A 15,076-nucleotide genomic window follows, 5' to 3' on the forward strand; every position below is an offset into this window, starting at 1 on the left:
CTTGCCGTATCCGCGACGGGTGCATCCATACCCGTCACCGCGTTTCGCGTCATGACCCGAGGCAGGAGCCGTATGCGGCAATTCCGCAAGTACGGATCTGTGCGGGGGGTGTTGGGTAACCGGCATTCCTACCGCGACCCCCGCCGCACCGGCCCTACGGGCTACCCTCGATTTTCCGGGTAAATCGGGCGGCCGCGTAAAACTCGGCCTTTGGCCTCAGACAAACGCAGCCGACGGCCCCCGATTTACCCGGAAAACCGAGGCGGTGCAGAGGGGGAACCGGGTGGTGTGCGTAGCGGGTTGATTCTCTCCACTTTCAGCCCTCTCTCCAACTCTCTCCCGGAGGGAGATAGGGCTGCTGTCCCTTCCCCTTCAAGGGGAAGGCTAGGATGGGGACGGGGTGTTTGGTTTAACTTCCCCTTGATTCGCCGCCGAGTAGCGCAGCCAAGCCGGGGGATTTCTGCGAGGACTGTTTGAGCGCAAAGCGCGAGTTCCGCAGCAGCCCGGCTTGGCGAGCAACGCAGGGAACCCCGAAGGGGCGGTGGATGGGAGTCGCCTTCTTTGGGTTACCTTTCTTGGCGAAGCAAGAAAGGAACCAGCTGCCGGGCTGCCCCCGGCACCTAAACAATCGCGCGAAGCGCACAAAACCACAACCAAGCAACAGCAAACCCGTTCCGCGTCATTGACGCTCTACCTGATTGCGCCTTGCGCGAGTTTATTCCGCCAGAAGAGCTACCGTCGTCTCGGCCGTCGTTTTATTGATATCAAGCTGCACCACACAGTACTCAACCTGTTCTTCGACAGGCGTGGGGTCGTCCGCACAACCGCAGCCGGGAGTAATCCCCGCATAAAAAATGCCGACTTTTGCACGGATGAAACTGGCTTCATCGGAAACGCCGATAACCCGCACATCGAGTTTGTCATCCAGGGCATAGCTGCTGGTAGATAATCCCTGCTGCAAGGGTAGCTGTTCAGCACCCAGTTGCTCTATTTCCGCCTTGAGCAGAATAATAGGGGACGTAGCCCTAATTCCATCGCACCGACTGTTTTGTGTGCGCTACGCGCGGGTGTTTGGGTGCCGGGGCTGCCCGGCGGGCAGGTTACCTTTCTTGCTTCGCCAAGAAAGGCTAACCCAAAGAAGGCGACCCGCCCGCACCGGCCCTGCGGGCTACCCTCGGCTTTCCGGGCAAATCGGGCGGCCGCGTAAAACTCGGCCTTTGGCCTCAGACAAACGCAGCCGACGGCCCCCGCTTCACCCGGAAAACCGAGGCGGTGCAGAGGGGGATTTAGGTCTTGTGGGCGGAGCCCGGTTTTTGGGTGCCCTCCCCGGCGGAGAGGGCGGGGTTGGGTTGGTTTTTCGGTCCCCTTGGTCCGCCGCCGAGTAGCGCAGCCAAGTCGGGGGATTTCTGCGAGGACTGTTTGAGCGCGTAGCGCGAGTTCCGCAGCAGCCCGGCTTGGCGAGCAACGCAGGGAACCCGTAGCGTAGCGAAGGGCGGCAGACAGGGGCGGCTTTCTTTGGTTACTTTCTTTAGCCGTTTAAAGAAAGCAACTAGCCCGCCGGGCTACCCCTGGCACCCAAACATTCGCGCGAAGCGCACAAACCGCTCCGCGTGTTTATTCCGCCAGTAGAGCTACCGTCGTCTCGGCCGTGATTTTATTGATATCAAGCTGCACCACGCAGTACTCAACCTGTTCTTCGACCGGCGTGGGGTCATCCGCACAACTGCAGCCGGGAGTGATCCCGGCATAAAAAATGCCGACCTTGGCACGGATGAAACCGGCTTCCTCGGTGACACCGATAATCCGCACGTCGAGTTTGTCGTCCAGGGCATAGCTGCTGGTCGATAATCCCTGCTGCAAGGGCAGCTGTTCGGCGCCCAGTTGCTCGATTTCCACCTTGAGGGTGCCCTCAAAATCGGGTGTGCCCCAGGCGTTTAATGATTTGATTAGTCGAAGCATTGGCTATTCCCTTCCAGTCCAAGGAAATCTGGCGCTTAGTAGCCGGCGGCTTTGCCGGCAGCTTCCTCCCGCTCCTGGCTTGCCTGTTCGACCGTCTTTTCCACGCCCTTGGCCTTGTCCAGCGCGTCGCGTTGCGGCTCGAACAGCTTGGTGGCGGATTTGTCCGGTTCGGTGTGGGGGATCGGCGGCTGGTAGGGCTTTTGTTCGCAGGCGGCGAGCAGCGTTGCCGTCAGCAGCAATATGATTAATCCGATGTGTTTCATGGGGTTTTCTCCTCAAACAATCCAGTCGGCAGGCCGTCGATGCTGACCCGATTTTTTTCATACTGGTAATCGCGCACGCCCTGCTCGCCTTTCTTTTCCACCCAGCGCAGCAGCGCCTCTCGTTCTCCAGTATAGGTGTAGAGGGGCACGCCGGCACCGCAGGAGGTTTGCAGCGATTCGATGTCGAGCAGGATGATCTGGCGCGTGCCGGGCAGGTTGGGGAATTGCGGCGCGAGCGTTGCCCATTCGGAATCGCCCGGCTTGATGGCGCGTCCCTGGCCATACAGGCGCAGGATCAGGTGGTTGCCCTCGAAGGCGCAGAACATCAGCGTCATGCGTCCATTTGCCAGCAGGTGGGCGGCGGTTTCGTTGCCGCTGCCGGTGAGGTCGAGGTAGGCCACGCGCCGGTCATCCAGGATGCGCAGGCTGTCCAGCCCCTTGGGCGAGAGGTTGATGCGCCCGTCCTGAGTCGCGGTGGCGACGAAGAAGATGTGCTGCCGTGCGATGAAGGCTTTGAGGTTGTCGTCGAGGGCGGGATAGAACCTGGCCATTATTCGCCCCAGCGAGCCATCAGTTGGTGTTCGACGCCGAGATGATCGAGGATGCGCGCGACGATGAAGTCCACCACTTCGTCCACGCTCTGGGGGTGGTGGTAGAAGCCGGGGTTGGCGGGGAGGATGACGGCGCCGGCGCGGGCCAGTTTCAGCATGTTTTCCAGATGGATGACGGAGAACGGCGCTTCGCGCGGGACGATGATGAGCTTGCGGTTTTCCTTCAGCATCACGTCGGCGGCGCGTTCGATCAGGTTGTCGGACAGCCCTGCCGCGATCGAGCCGAGCGTGCCCATGGTGCAGGGGCAGATCACCATGGCGTCGGCCGGGTTGGTGCCGGAGGCCACCGGGGCGAACCATTCGTCGCGGCCGAACACCTTGAGTCGGTCGGGCGATGCGCCGTAGCGTTCGCACAGCATTTGCTGCGCTTCCTGCGGGCGGGTGGGAAGGGTCAGATCCATTTCCTGTTTTGCCACGATCTGCGCCGCCTGCGAATACAGGAGATAGACCCGGCTACCGCTTTCCAGCAGACACTGTAGCAGGCGCAGGGCGTAGGGCATGCCGGAAGCGCCGGTCAGCGCCAGGGTGATGGTCTTGTTTTGGGTTTTCATGCTTCAGATTGTAGGCCAGGTAAGCGGCGCGCTCAATGCTGCGGTGCGGAAGTGCCGGGTGGGGGTGCCACAGGCTGCGGGGCGGCGGCCGCTTCAGCCTTAAGCCTCGCCTTTTCCTCTGCCTCCGTTTTTTTCGCAGCCTCTGTCTGTGCTTTGGCCTCGGACCTTAGGCGGTCTTCTTCCTGTTTTTGTAGGACCAGCGGGCAGAGGGCTTTTTCGAATACGTCGCCGAGGCTGTCAGGGATGATCGGGGCGGGGTCGCCTTCCTTGGTCGGGGTGTATTCGAAGAGTTCTCCTGCCGGGGTGTAGAGCAGGTAGCTGATCAGCTTGAGGGTGTGCTCGGCGCAATGTATGCGCTCGCGGTACAAGGCGCTGGCAATGAGCTTGTCCTTGAAGGGTTGGGGCGTGATGAACACTGCCTTCTTCCAATAGGTGATCTCGTCGTCATTCAGGAAGAGTTTGGATCGATCGTAAAAGTACAGGCTCTGATCGGCTGCGGTGTGAATTTTCACCCATTCTGCCGCAATAGTGACGGACGGCGCAGTTGCCAGGCAGGCCACCAACAGCAGGAGCGCGCGCTTCATGGCTGGGGTAGCGGTGTCCGGGCGGGGACAGGGTTCGCTCCCTCGGCCAGGAGTTTGGCGGTGATCAGCCCGTTCACGGTGCCGAACAGCAGCGCGGCGGCGGCGAAAATCGGGGCGAGGTAGAGGATGCCGGCATGCGGGATCAGCCACAGGTAAACCACGGCCATTTGCCCGGCGATATGGACGAAGGCGGCGATGATGCTCAGGGAAATTGCGCCGAACCAACTTCTCGGCAGATGTCGCGCCAGTGCCAGCGCTGCGAGGCTGGCTGCCGCACCGGAAAAACTCAGGGCGAACGAAGGGGAAAGGAAGGTGCCGAGGATCAGGCTACCCGCCACCACCCGCAGCAGCGATACCCACACGGCAGCGCGCAGGCCGAAGCGTTCCAGCACCAGCAGGGTGACGATGTTCGCCAGCCCGGGCTTGATGCCGGGCAGCGGTGAGGGGATGACGGCTTCCATCACCGAAAGGCCAATGGCGAACGCCGCCAGCCGCGCGATGCGGTGGTCTTCCGGGGTGGTCTGGATGGTGATTTGCATGTTTCTTACCACAGAGACACAGAGGCGCCTACTTCTGGCTCTGTGGTTAATAGTTAAGTGAATCATATAATTTTTTAGCGCCGGTCAGTTCCAGGCTGACCTGGTTGGGCAGGCACAGGGCCGCTTCTCCAGCCTGGCTCAGCCAGCCCTGTTTGACGCAATACTGGCGCGGGCTGGGGTCTTCGGCTACACGGGCGCGGCGGTTGTGGATTTCGATGCGGCTGGTGCCGAGCGGGCCGTGCGCGAGGTAGCTGCGGTTTTCAGACAGGCTGAGCTCGGCGACTATTTTGCCGCCGCTACGCACCACTGCTTTGTCGGCGGCATGGCCTTGCCACAGGGTGGCAAACAGCCAGGTCGTGATGATCATGCCGGCAAGCAGCACTAGCCAGTCGCCGGTTTTTATCAGCCTCAGCATCAACTCAGCTCCCGATGCCTCACCATCGTCTGCTGCCCGCCGGTGCGGAAATGTTCCGTCAGTTTTTCGGCGAAATACACCGAGCGGTGCTGTCCACCCGTGCAGCCCAGGGCGATGGTCAGATAGTTGCGGTTGTCGCGGATGAAGCAGGGCAGCCAGTCTTCCACGAAGCGGCGGATGTCGCCGAGCATTTTCTGCACGCTGGCATCGCTCTCCAGGAAGGCGGCAACCGCGGCATCCTTGCCGGTGAGCGGGCGCAGCAAAGGGTCGTAATGGGGATTGGGCAGGCAGCGCACGTCGAAGACGAAGTCGGCATCGAGCGGGATGCCGTGCTTGAAGCCGAAGGACTGGAACAGCAGGGTCAGCCGGGAGCGGTCGAAATCCACGAAATCCTTGATCCAGGCGCGCAAGGTGTTGGGGTTGAGGTCGCTGGTGTCGATGCGATGGCCGAGGTCGCCTACCGGTTCGAGCAGGTTGTGCTCGAGCTGGATGCATTCCTGCAGGGTGCGCTGGCCGCTGCTCAAGGGATGGCGCCGCCGCGTTTCGCTGAAGCGCTTGACCAGGGTGTCGGTCTTCGCCTCCAGAAACAGCAGGCGCAGGTCGATGCCCTGTTCCTTGATCTGCGTAATGATTTGCGGCAGCTGATCGAGCGTGCCGCTGCTGCGTACGTCGACGCTGATGGCGATGCGCGCATGGCCGGCCTGGTCGAGGAAGCCGGCGATGTTGGGCAGCAGTTGAGCCGGCAGGTTGTCCACGCAGTAAAAGCCGCTGTCTTCCAGTACGGCGAGCGCGATGCTTTTGCCGGAGCCGGAGAGGCCGCTGATCAGGATGAGTTGCATTCTTAGGGTAAGGGGTGAGGGGCGAGAGGTGAGGGGGTGTTCTTCATTTTTCTTCCCCCGGGCCTGCCATCAGGCGTTCATGCCGCTCGACAAATTCGCGCGTGCTGTTGATCCCGCGCTTGCGCAGGATATGGTTGCGCACGGCGACTTCCACCATCACCGCAATGTTGCGGCCCCCCGCAACGGGGATGCGTACCTTGGGAATTTCCACGCCCAGGATGTTCTGGCTGAGTTCCTCGATTTGCAGCCGGTCCTGGGACGAAATTTTCAGGTCGGACAATTTGATTAGATTGACGATCAGCTTGATGTTCTTTTTCGGCTTGACCGAGGTCTCGCCAAACAGCGCGCGGATGTTCAGTACGCCCAGGCCGCGTACTTCCATGAAATCCTGCAGCAGCGCCGGGCAGCGTCCCTCCACGGTTTCCGGCGAAACCAGGTAGAAGTCCACCACATCGTCGGCGATCAGGCGGTGGCCACGTGTAACCAGCTCCAGCGCCAGCTCGCTTTTGCCGATGCCGCTTTCGCCCGTGATCAGCACTCCCATGCCTTGTACTTCCAGAAAAACGCCGTGCAGGGAGATGGTCTCGGCCAGTACCTGGGTGAGGTAGTGGTTGAGCACGTTCATCAGGTAGGGGCTGGGTTGCGGCGAGGTGAATAGCGGCGTCTGGCTGCGGTTGGCGGCGTCGAGCAGTACCTCCGGCACCGGCTCCTTGTTGGCGACGATGATTGCGGCAAGCTCGGTGGAGAACAGGTTGCCGATGGCCTGAGCCAGGGCAGGCTGATCCAGGCTGCGCAGGTAGTCCATTTCTGCACAGCCGAGCACCTGTACCCGGTTGGGATGGACTAAATTAAGGTGGCCGATCAGCGCCAAGGTCGGTTTTTGCACGATTTCGCCGGTGAGTTGGCGGGCTCCGCCCCCCACACCGGCGACCCAGACGAGTCCCAGTTTGTCGTGGGTTTCGTCGAACAGCTGCTTTACGTTTATCTGTGACATTTAAAGTACTGAGTCCTGAATGCTGAGTCTTGGTGGATTTTACTCAGGACTGATTCTAACTCCATGTGGTCAGCAGGCGGTAGGTTTCGACCGGATCGGAACTGGCCTGCAATTTCTCGCGCAACTGGCGATTGCTGAACATCTGAGCCAGTTCGCCGAGGATTTGCAGGTGCAGGTCAGTGGCCTGTTCCGGCACCAGCAGGATGAACAACATGCCGACCGGCTGGCCATCGGGCGCATCGAAGGAAATCGGTGTTTTCAGCCTGAAGAAGGCGCCAGTGGCTTCGCGCAGGCCCTTGATGCGGCCATGCGGGATGGCGATCCCATAGCCGAGTCCGGTGGAGCCGAGTTTTTCACGCGTAGCGAGGCTGCCGATCACCTTCTTGCGCGGTAGCTGCAGATTGTTTTCGAACAGCCAGCCGGCTTCCTCGAATAGCTGTGCCTTGCTGCCTACATCGAGGCCGCAGAGGACGTTGCCTGGGGGCAGTATTCTGGCGAGGAGACTCATATCCGGCTTTGGGGCAGGGCGCGGCGGTACTTTTTCGGTTGCCGCCGCGCGATGGCTTACTCGGCGACTTGCTGGTGTTTGCCGCCGCTGCCGCGGGTCGGGCCGCCGTTCATTTCCTTGTGCTTGACGATCTGGCGGTCGAGCTTGTCCACCAGGCTGTCGATGGCGGCGTACATGTCGGCATCCTCGGATTTAACGAAAATATCCTTGCCGCTGACGTGAACGTTTACTTCGGCTTTCTGGGCCAGTTTTTCGACGGAGAGAATGACGTTGACGTCAATGACTTGGTCGAAGTGGCGGGTAACCCTGCCGAGCTTGTCGGTGACGTAATCGCGGATGGCGGGGGTCACTTCAACGTGGTGGCCGGTAACATTGAGGTTCATTTGAGGCTCCTTCGGGTTGATATTGGATGTTAAAGGGATAGAAGAGTCTATAAACGGACAACCAGAACATTCTGGCTGCACTGGCGGGCGCGCTGCTGCGTTGCCGTCCGCTTGCATGGAATGGCCATGCGGCGCGTCCAGCGTCTTGCATCGCATCCCGCCAGCACATCCATAATTGTCCAGGTTATCCATTTACAGACTCTTTCGGAAACTGACCGCGGGAATTTGCATGGACTCGCGGTACTTTGCTACGGTGCGCCGGGCAACGACGATGCCCTGTTTTGCCAGAATATCTGCAAGCTGGCTGTCGGAAAGAGGTTTTTGCGGGGTTTCTGCCGCCACCAGCTGTTTTATCAGCGCACGGATGGCCGTGGAGGAGCAGGCGCCACCGGTTTCCGTGGCGCAGGAACTGCCGAAAAAATATTTGAGTTCGAAAACGCCGCGCGGGGTGAACATGTACTTCTGTGTGGTGACGCGCGAGATGGTGGATTCATGCAGCTCGACGGCTTCAGCGATCTCTCTCAGCACCAGGGGGCGCATGGCCACTGCACCGTGTTCGAAGAAATTCCGCTGGCGCTCGACGATGGCCTGGGAAACACGCAGGATGGTCTCGAAGCGCTGCTGGATGTTCTTGATCATCCATTTCGCTTCCTGCATCTGACTCGACAGGTGCTGCCCGCTGCTATCGCGGTTGCGCCGCAGAATATCGGCGTACATGCGATTGATGCGCAGCTTGGGCATGACCTCCGGGTTCAGGGTGGCGACCCATTGCCCCTTGACCTTCTTTACCTCGACGTCGTGCTGGATGTAGCGCGTGTCCAGGTTGGCGAAGGTGGCGCCGGGGCGCGGATTGAGGCTGGTGATCAGGCTCTGGGTGGCACGCAGTCCGTCGTCGTCGAGGCGCAGCAATTTCTTCAGTTTGGTGAAATCGCGCGCAGCCAGCAGGTTAATGTGGTGCTTCGCGAGGGAAAGCGCTTGCTCTCTGTATGGAGTTTCAGGCGGAAGGGTTTCGAGCTGCAAGGCCAGGCACTCCCCCAAATCCCGTGCGCCGACACCAGGCGGGTCGAGGTTTTGCAGGTGGCATAGCGCAGTATGCAGCTCGATCGGTTCGATTTCCAGTTCGGGCGGCAACAGCGCGGCGAGTTCATCGAGGTTCTGGGTGAGATAGCCGTCTTCGTCGAGGGCATCGATCAGCAAGGCGACAATTCGCTTGTCGTGTTCGGACAGCGAAGTGAGGCCTAACTGCCAGTTGAGGTGGTCGCGCAGATCCACCGCTTCGGCACGTTGCGAAGAGTAGTCGCTATCCTCTTCGTCGTCGTGCGCAGTCCAGGGGCTATCCTGATCCCAATCGCTTTCGGTAAGGGGGGCGGGTTCAGCGGGTGTCGCGTCGGTAGCGCTGCTGGAGGTGGGCTGAGTAGAGAACTCGTCCGGCTTGCCGCCGGCATCGGCTACTTCCTCGCTTTCCGTATCGCCTGTGCTTTCCACCCGTTCGAGGAAGGGATTTTCCTGGGTGAAGGCGTCCAGTTCCTGGTCAAGTTCCAGCGTCGACAGCTGGAGCAGCCGGATGGACTGCTGCAGCTGAGGCGTCAGGGTCAGGTGTTGCGAAAGTTTGAGTTGTAGGCTGTGCTTCATGTATTTGTTCCCGGGAGAATGTAGGCACGGTTCCTGGAGCGGGTTCGCCGCTACATCCGGAAGTGTTCTCCCAGGTAAACTTTTCTTACATTTTCATTATAAACGATTTCATCCGGATTTCCGCTGGCCAGCACCTCGCCGTCATTGATAATGTAGGCGCGATCGCAAATTCCCAGGGTTTCCCGTACGTTGTGATCGGTGATCAGCACGCCGATATTCTGTGAAGTAAGGAAGCGGATGATTTTCTGGATATCGATCACGGCGATAGGGTCAACCCCGGCAAAGGGCTCGTCCAGCAGGATGAAGCGCGGCTGGGTGGCGAGTGCACGGGCGATTTCCACCCGGCGGCGCTCGCCGCCGGAGAGGGAAAGCGCCGGGTTGTTGCGCAGGTGGTTGATATGCAGCTCGTGCAGCAGATCGTCCAGGCGCTGTTCGACCTGCCCCGGTTCAAGCGTTTGCAGCTCCAGGATCGCCCGGATGTTTTCGGACACCGTCAGCTTGCGGAAGATCGATGCTTCCTGAGGCAGGTAACTCAAGCCCAGCCGGGAGCGGCGGTGGATCGGCAGGCGGCTCAGTTCTTCGCCGTCCAGGCGGATGCTGCCGCCATCCAGCGGCACCAGTCCCACCATCATGTAGAAGCTGGTGGTCTTGCCCGCGCCATTCGGCCCGAGCAACCCGACCACTTCGCCGCTGGACACATCCAGCGAAACGTTTTTCACTACCTGGCGCGATTTGTAGCGCTTTTTCAGGCCCTGGACGATCAGTTCACTCATATAAATGCAGTCCGTAGGAGCGAGTTTGGCCGCGATAGATTCGCGGGTAAGCCCGCTCCTACTCTTCTCGTGGATTGGCGATACTTTCGGCGGGTTTCAGCTTGCTGGGAGACGGGGCGGGGGCGTCGGTTTTCTTTTTCGGCTGTATCACCGTGCGAACCCGACCGCGCGGGTTGCTGGCCGTGGCGGTTTCCTTGCCTCCGATCACCTGGAAGAATTCGGTCTTGCCATCATAGGAAATATAGTTTCCATGTGCTTCATCCAGACCGCGCTTCATGCGCGCCTGATTGAAAAGCTGTACCAAATCCTTCCTCTGATCGTATTCGATGCGCAGGGCATAGCCTTCAATGTATTCGTCGTAGCCTTCGCGCTTCTGCCTGAAACTGGCCAGGTTGCCGTAAGCCGTCCCGAGCTGGAAACCTTCGGCATCCTCAGTGACCACCAGCTTATCGGCGAGGATTCGCAGCGTGCCCTGGGTGAGGATGACATTGCCTTCGTAAATGCTGATTTTCTTGGCATCATCCACAGTGGCGGTATCCGACTCCAGGTTAATGGGCTTGTCCCGATCCGCTTTCTCAGCATGAGCCCAGGGCGTGGCTACCAGCAATAATGCTGTCCACAGGCAGAGAAGGAGCGAAAGTTTAACGGTTGGGTTTTTCATAACGGCCTTTGACGCGTGAAAACAGTTTCATCACGTGGGTTTTGTTGTTCAATTCTAAACCAACGGCGTCGACATTAATACGTGCATCCCGAATGTTAACAGCCTTGTCGGTCAGCGCCAGATCCTTGTCCGGAATGACATGCAGGTAGCTGGTCGTGAGCGTCAAGGTGCTTTTGCCGTCGAAGGCATCGCGTGTGACCACGACGTTGCCTGTGAAGTAGGCATGTTCCCCCTCCTTCGACAGTAGCCCCTTGGTCGACTGGATGTGTGTCGGGGCCATCCCGCTTTCGAAGCGGGTGAAATGCGGCCTGTCGAGATGGGTGCTGTCGTCATCCGGGTAATGCAGCATCTTGGTGGCGGTCAGGGTATGCCGCGGCAGTCCGTCCATGCCCATGCGGGTGGCGGTGAAGTTTTCCACGGTATAGTCGGGGTCGTGCCGGCCGCTGCCGTCGTTTTTCGGCTGCGTCGGCTGCACCGTGCGGTCGAGCCAGAACGTCAGCATCGCCAGCAGTACCAGCAGACCAGCTGGGAACCAGAGTGTAAAGCGGTCGCGCATCAGGCCTGTCACGGGGAGATAGCCAGCAAAGTTATTTCAGATAAGGCGCCATTTGCGCCTCGAAAGTTCCCTGCGCCTGCATGATCAGCTCGCACATTTCGCGCACGGCGCCGCGCCCGCCCGCCAGTTCGGTGACGTAGTGGGCATGCTGCTTGACCAGAGCCGGGGCGGCGGGAACGCACACGCCCAGCCCACAGCGGCGCATCACCGGCAGGTCCACCACGTCATCGCCCATATAGGCGCATTCTGTAGGGTCAATGCCGGTTTTCTCCAGCACTTCGAGAAAGGCGGCCAGCTTGTCCTCCGAGCCCTGGTAAAGATGGGTCACGCCCAGGTTGATGGCGCGCAGCGCAACCAACTGCGAGGTTCGGCCGGTGATGATTGCCAGCTCGACACCGGAGCGGTTCAGCATTTTCATGCCGTGGCCGTCGAGAGAATTGAACGCCTTGAATTCCTGGCCGTCGTCGGCCAGGTAGAGGCTGCCGTCGGTCATCACGCCATCCACGTCGAAGATGGCCAGTTTGATTTTTTTTGCGCGTTCGAAAGCGTCCATTGTCTTGTTGAATTCTTAAAGATTAACCACGAATGACACGAATGTTCACTAATGAACACGAATAAAAAAACAATATCGTTAGGATTGGCACGGACAAGCCTTTATTAACCCAGTTACCGAGCACTGTATAAATGATGGCTTTGGGTTTTCATTCGTGAACATTCGTGGGCTATTCGTGTAAATTCGTGGATAAAGTTTTTGAACTTAAACCACCCCTGCCCGCAGCAGGTCGTGCATGTTCAGCGCGCCGACCAGCCGGCCATCCGCGTCCACCACCAGCAGCCCGTTGATCTTGTGCTGATCCATCATCTGCACGGCCTCGGCCGCCAGCTTTTCCGGGCCGATCGTGCGCGGGTTAAGGGTCATCACCTCGGCCACCTTGGCGGCGCGGATGTCGAGCGTTTTGTCGAGGGCGCGGCGCAGGTCGCCGTCGGTGAACAGTCCGAGCAGGCGGTCTGCGTCGTCCGCCACCGCGGTCATGCCCAGGCCCTTGCGCGACATTTCCAGCAGCGCCTCGGTGAGCAGCGCCGTTTCCGGTACCTTGGGCAGCGCTTCGCCGCTGTGCATCAGGTCGCCGACATGCACCAGCAGGCGCCGGCCGAGCGCCCCGCCGGGATGGGATCGGGCGAAATCCTCCGCGCCGAAGCCGCGCGCATCGAGCAGCGCGATCGCCAGCGCATCGCCCAGCGCCAGCGCCGCGGTGGTGCTGGCAGTCGGAGCCAGTCCCAGCGGGCAGGCTTCCTGCGCCACGCTGGCATCGAGGTGCGCGTCCGCCTCGCGCGCCATGGATGAAGCCGGATTGCCGGTCATGGCGATGAGCTTCGCCCCCCTGCGCTTGACGATCGGCAAGATGGTGAGCAGCTCCGGACTTTCGCCGGAATTGGACAGGGCGATCAGCACGTCATCCGCGGTGATCATGCCGAGATCGCCGTGGCTGGCCTCGCCGGGATGGACGAAGAACGCCGGGGTGCCGGTGCTGGCCATGGTCGAGGCGATCTTGCGCGCGATGTGGCCGGACTTGCCCATGCCGCTTACCACAACCCTTCCCCGGCAGTGTAGAATCAGTTGCAGGGCGCAGGTGAATTTGTCGTCCAGCCGGCCTATTAGCGCTTCGACGGCCTTGGCTTCGATAGAGAGTACCTGGCGCGCCAGGTCGAGAGCGTTGCGGTCGGATATCGGTTCGGTTGCGTTCATCCGAGCATTATACTAAACCCCACAGTCTATTGCCTCACCTGATTTTCATATGCATAACACCCTGCAACTTGTCCTGATCCTGCTTGCCGCCGCCGTGCTGGTGGTGGCGCTGTTCCGCTCGCTGCGCCTGCCTCCCTTGCTCGCCTACCTGCTGGTGGGCATCGTCATCGGCCCGCATGCCTTGGGATGGGTGCCGGAAAGCGGCGAAACGACTTACCTGGCTGAATTCGGCGTGGTATTCCTGATGTTCAGCATCGGTCTGGAATTCAGCCTGCCACAGCTGAAAGCCATGCAAGGTCTGGTGTTTGGTCTCGGCGGCGCTCAGGTTCTATTAACCCTGGCGCTGGTATTGGTGATATGCCTGGCTCTGGGGTTGAGCTGGCAAGCCGGGGTGGCGCTGGGCGGCATCCTGGCGATGTCCTCCACGGCCATCGTCAGCAAGCTGTTGGCTGAACGGGTCGAGCTGCATTCCAGGCACGGCCGCGAAATTGTCGGGGTGCTGCTGTTCCAGGACTTGGCGGTGGTGCCCCTGCTGGTGCTGATTCCAGCCCTGGCCGCCGGCGACAACAACCTGGGCTGGACGATGGCGGAAGCAGTCATCAAGGCGGTGCTGCTGTTGGCGGTGCTGCTGGTTTTTGGTCAGCGCATCCTACGCCCATGGCTGCATCTTGTCGCCGGACACAAGACTTCCGAGCTGTTCATGCTCAACGTGCTGCTGGTGACGCTGGGCCTCGCCTATCTGACCGAGATGGCCGGCCTGTCGCTGGCGCTGGGGGCATTTCTTGCCGGAATCCTGATTTCCGAGACCGAATACCGCTACCAGGTGGAAGCCGACATCAAACCTTTTCGCGATGTGCTGCTCGGCTTGTTCTTCGTCACCATCGGCATGTTGCTCGACCTGCATGCTGTTGCTGACAACTTTGCCTGGGTGATGGGGCTGCTTTTCCTGCTGGTGGTGGGCAAGGCCCTGATGATCGGCCTCTTGAGCCGTTTCTCCGGCAGCGAGCTGTCGGTTTCCATCCGCTCCGGGCTGGCGCTGGCCCAAGGAGGAGAATTCGGTTTCGTATTGCTAGCACTGGCCGGGGGGGTGCATCTCCTGGATGAGCGAATTTTGCAGATCAGCCTCTCGGCGATGCTGCTTTCGATGCTGGCGGCGCCATTCATCATCCACTACAGCGAAGCCATCGTGCAGAAAGTGTGCGGCGGTGAATGGGTGAACCGTGCCCGCGAGCTGCATGAAGTCGCAGTGCGCAGTGCGTCCAGCGACCAGCATGTCATCGTCTGCGGTTATGGCCGTAGCGGACAGAATCTGGCGCGCTTTCTGGAGCAGGAAAACATTTCATTTATTGCGCTTGACCATGACCCGGAGCGCGTCAAGGCGGCGGCGGTGGCGGGCGAAAGCGTCGTCTATGGCGATGCGAGCCGGCGCGAAGTGTTGATGGCGGCCGGGCTGAACCGTGCCAAGGCGCTGGTGGTGACCTACGCCGACGTGAAATCATCGCTGCGGGTGCTGCACCATGCCCATGAAATGCGCCCCGACCTGCCGGTGATCGTGCGTACCCTGGACGATACGGACCTGGAAAAACTGCGCGACGCCGGTGCCACAGAAGTCGTGCCGGAAGTGCTGGAAGGCAGCCTGATGCTGGCTTCGCACACCCTGATGCTGCTTGGCGTGCCGCTGTCGCGCGTAGTCAGGCGCGTGCGCCAGGTTCGGGAAGCACGCTATAGCCTGCTGCGCGGTTTCTTCCATGGCGTCACCGACCAGGACTATGAGTTGAGCGAAAAAGTGCAGCCGCGCCTGCATAGCGTCGCCCTGAACGAAGGGGGTGCGGCGGTGGGCAAAACGCTCGCCGATCTGGACCTGGACAGCCTGCTAGTGCAGGTGACGGCGGTGCGGCGGCGCAACATCCGCGCCCTGGCGCCGCAGCCGGAAACCGTGCTGCAGGCGGGCGATGTGGTGGTGCTGCTGGGCGCGCCGGAGGATCTTGCCGCTGCGGAAGTCAAATTGCTACAAGGGTAGTGGCCATTCATGTAGGGCGTCAATAAGCGAAGCGCATTGCG

General features: G+C 60.4%; 20 protein-coding genes. 2 read left to right on the forward strand and 18 right to left on the reverse strand.

Annotated features, from left to right (window positions below; genetic code table 11):
• On the forward strand, positions 1 to 183 hold a 183-nt coding region (locus VMV64_RS06555; RefSeq protein WP_325329159.1), incomplete at its 5' end, for a hypothetical protein.
• A gap of 532 nt (positions 184 to 715) precedes the next feature.
• Here the strand turns inward: VMV64_RS06555 and VMV64_RS06560 are convergent.
• From VMV64_RS06560 to VMV64_RS06645, 18 genes are all read right to left on the reverse strand, one after another.
• Positions 716 to 961, reverse strand: coding sequence for a hypothetical protein (locus VMV64_RS06560; RefSeq protein WP_325329160.1), 246 nt, complete (start codon positions 959 to 961; stop codon positions 716 to 718).
• Positions 962 to 1,614: 653 nt separating this feature from the next.
• Positions 1,615 to 1,959 (reverse strand): hypothetical protein, encoded by a 345-nt coding sequence (locus VMV64_RS06565; protein ID WP_325329161.1) that lies wholly within the window; start codon positions 1,957 to 1,959, stop codon positions 1,615 to 1,617.
• A 35-nt stretch (positions 1,960 to 1,994) separates the two neighbouring features.
• Positions 1,995 to 2,222: a hypothetical protein gene (locus VMV64_RS06570; protein ID WP_325329162.1), complete on the reverse strand. Its 228-nt coding sequence runs from the start codon at positions 2,220 to 2,222 to the stop codon at positions 1,995 to 1,997.
• The gene (locus VMV64_RS06575; protein WP_325329163.1) at positions 2,219 to 2,773 is read right to left on the reverse strand and encodes a pyridoxamine 5'-phosphate oxidase family protein; all 555 of its coding nucleotides are present in this window, start codon (positions 2,771 to 2,773) and stop codon (positions 2,219 to 2,221) included. Before VMV64_RS06575 ends, VMV64_RS06570 begins: the two co-directional genes overlap by 4 nt.
• Positions 2,773 to 3,384 carry a flavin prenyltransferase UbiX gene (locus VMV64_RS06580; protein ID WP_325329164.1) on the reverse strand — a complete coding sequence of 204 codons (612 nt, stop codon included), beginning with the start codon at positions 3,382 to 3,384 and terminating at the stop codon, positions 2,773 to 2,775. Before VMV64_RS06580 ends, VMV64_RS06575 begins: the two co-directional genes overlap by 1 nt.
• 32 nt (positions 3,385 to 3,416) lie before the next feature.
• Positions 3,417 to 3,968 (reverse strand): surface-adhesin E family protein, encoded by a 552-nt coding sequence (locus VMV64_RS06585; protein WP_325329165.1) that lies wholly within the window; start codon positions 3,966 to 3,968, stop codon positions 3,417 to 3,419.
• Complete coding sequence (locus VMV64_RS06590; protein WP_325329166.1) at positions 3,965 to 4,507, reverse strand: Gx transporter family protein; 543 nt, start codon at positions 4,505 to 4,507, stop codon at positions 3,965 to 3,967. Before VMV64_RS06590 ends, VMV64_RS06585 begins: the two co-directional genes overlap by 4 nt.
• Before the next feature lie 46 nt (positions 4,508 to 4,553).
• Positions 4,554 to 4,922 carry a NusG domain II-containing protein gene (locus tag VMV64_RS06595; RefSeq protein ID WP_325329167.1) on the reverse strand — a complete coding sequence of 123 codons (369 nt, stop codon included), beginning with the start codon at positions 4,920 to 4,922 and terminating at the stop codon, positions 4,554 to 4,556.
• Complete coding sequence (gene rapZ, locus VMV64_RS06600) at positions 4,922 to 5,761, reverse strand: RNase adapter RapZ (RefSeq protein ID WP_325329168.1); 840 nt, start codon at positions 5,759 to 5,761, stop codon at positions 4,922 to 4,924. Before rapZ ends, VMV64_RS06595 begins: the two co-directional genes overlap by 1 nt.
• Positions 5,762 to 5,804: 43 nt before the next feature.
• Positions 5,805 to 6,755: an HPr(Ser) kinase/phosphatase gene (gene hprK, locus VMV64_RS06605; protein WP_325329169.1), complete on the reverse strand. Its 951-nt coding sequence runs from the start codon at positions 6,753 to 6,755 to the stop codon at positions 5,805 to 5,807.
• A 55-nt stretch (positions 6,756 to 6,810) separates the two neighbouring features.
• The gene (locus VMV64_RS06610; RefSeq protein WP_325329170.1) at positions 6,811 to 7,263 is read right to left on the reverse strand and encodes a PTS sugar transporter subunit IIA; all 453 of its coding nucleotides are present in this window, start codon (positions 7,261 to 7,263) and stop codon (positions 6,811 to 6,813) included.
• A 56-nt stretch (positions 7,264 to 7,319) separates the two neighbouring features.
• Entirely contained in the window at positions 7,320 to 7,646 is a 327-nt protein-coding gene (gene hpf / locus VMV64_RS06615) for a ribosome hibernation-promoting factor, HPF/YfiA family (RefSeq protein ID WP_325329171.1), read from the reverse strand.
• Positions 7,647 to 7,838: 192 nt separating this feature from the next.
• Positions 7,839 to 9,278: an RNA polymerase factor sigma-54 gene (locus VMV64_RS06620; protein ID WP_325329172.1), complete on the reverse strand. Its 1,440-nt coding sequence runs from the start codon at positions 9,276 to 9,278 to the stop codon at positions 7,839 to 7,841.
• A 50-nt stretch (positions 9,279 to 9,328) separates the two neighbouring features.
• A complete protein-coding gene (gene lptB / locus VMV64_RS06625; protein WP_325329173.1) occupies positions 9,329 to 10,051 on the reverse strand; it encodes an LPS export ABC transporter ATP-binding protein in 723 nt (240 codons plus the stop codon).
• A gap of 58 nt (positions 10,052 to 10,109) precedes the next feature.
• The gene (lptA, locus tag VMV64_RS06630) at positions 10,110 to 10,712 is read right to left on the reverse strand and encodes a lipopolysaccharide transport periplasmic protein LptA (protein ID WP_325329174.1); all 603 of its coding nucleotides are present in this window, start codon (positions 10,710 to 10,712) and stop codon (positions 10,110 to 10,112) included.
• Positions 10,693 to 11,214 carry an LPS export ABC transporter periplasmic protein LptC gene (gene lptC / locus VMV64_RS06635; RefSeq protein WP_325329175.1) on the reverse strand — a complete coding sequence of 174 codons (522 nt, stop codon included), beginning with the start codon at positions 11,212 to 11,214 and terminating at the stop codon, positions 10,693 to 10,695. The genes lptA and lptC overlap by 20 nt, the downstream gene beginning before the upstream one ends.
• 85 nt (positions 11,215 to 11,299) lie before the next feature.
• Positions 11,300 to 11,821: a 3-deoxy-manno-octulosonate-8-phosphatase KdsC gene (kdsC, locus tag VMV64_RS06640; protein ID WP_325329176.1), complete on the reverse strand. Its 522-nt coding sequence runs from the start codon at positions 11,819 to 11,821 to the stop codon at positions 11,300 to 11,302.
• A 204-nt stretch (positions 11,822 to 12,025) separates the two neighbouring features.
• Positions 12,026 to 13,015, reverse strand: coding sequence for a KpsF/GutQ family sugar-phosphate isomerase (locus VMV64_RS06645; RefSeq protein ID WP_325329177.1), 990 nt, complete (start codon positions 13,013 to 13,015; stop codon positions 12,026 to 12,028).
• A gap of 49 nt (positions 13,016 to 13,064) precedes the next feature.
• Here VMV64_RS06645 and VMV64_RS06650 point away from each other — a divergent pair, with 49 nt between their 5' ends.
• Entirely contained in the window at positions 13,065 to 15,035 is a 1,971-nt protein-coding gene (locus tag VMV64_RS06650) for a monovalent cation:proton antiporter-2 (CPA2) family protein (protein WP_325329178.1), read from the forward strand.
• Positions 15,036 to 15,076: the final 41 nt, after the last annotated feature.

The organism is Sulfuricella sp., from assembly GCF_035531155.1.
Lineage (GTDB): Bacteria > Pseudomonadota > Gammaproteobacteria > Burkholderiales > Sulfuricellaceae > Sulfuricella.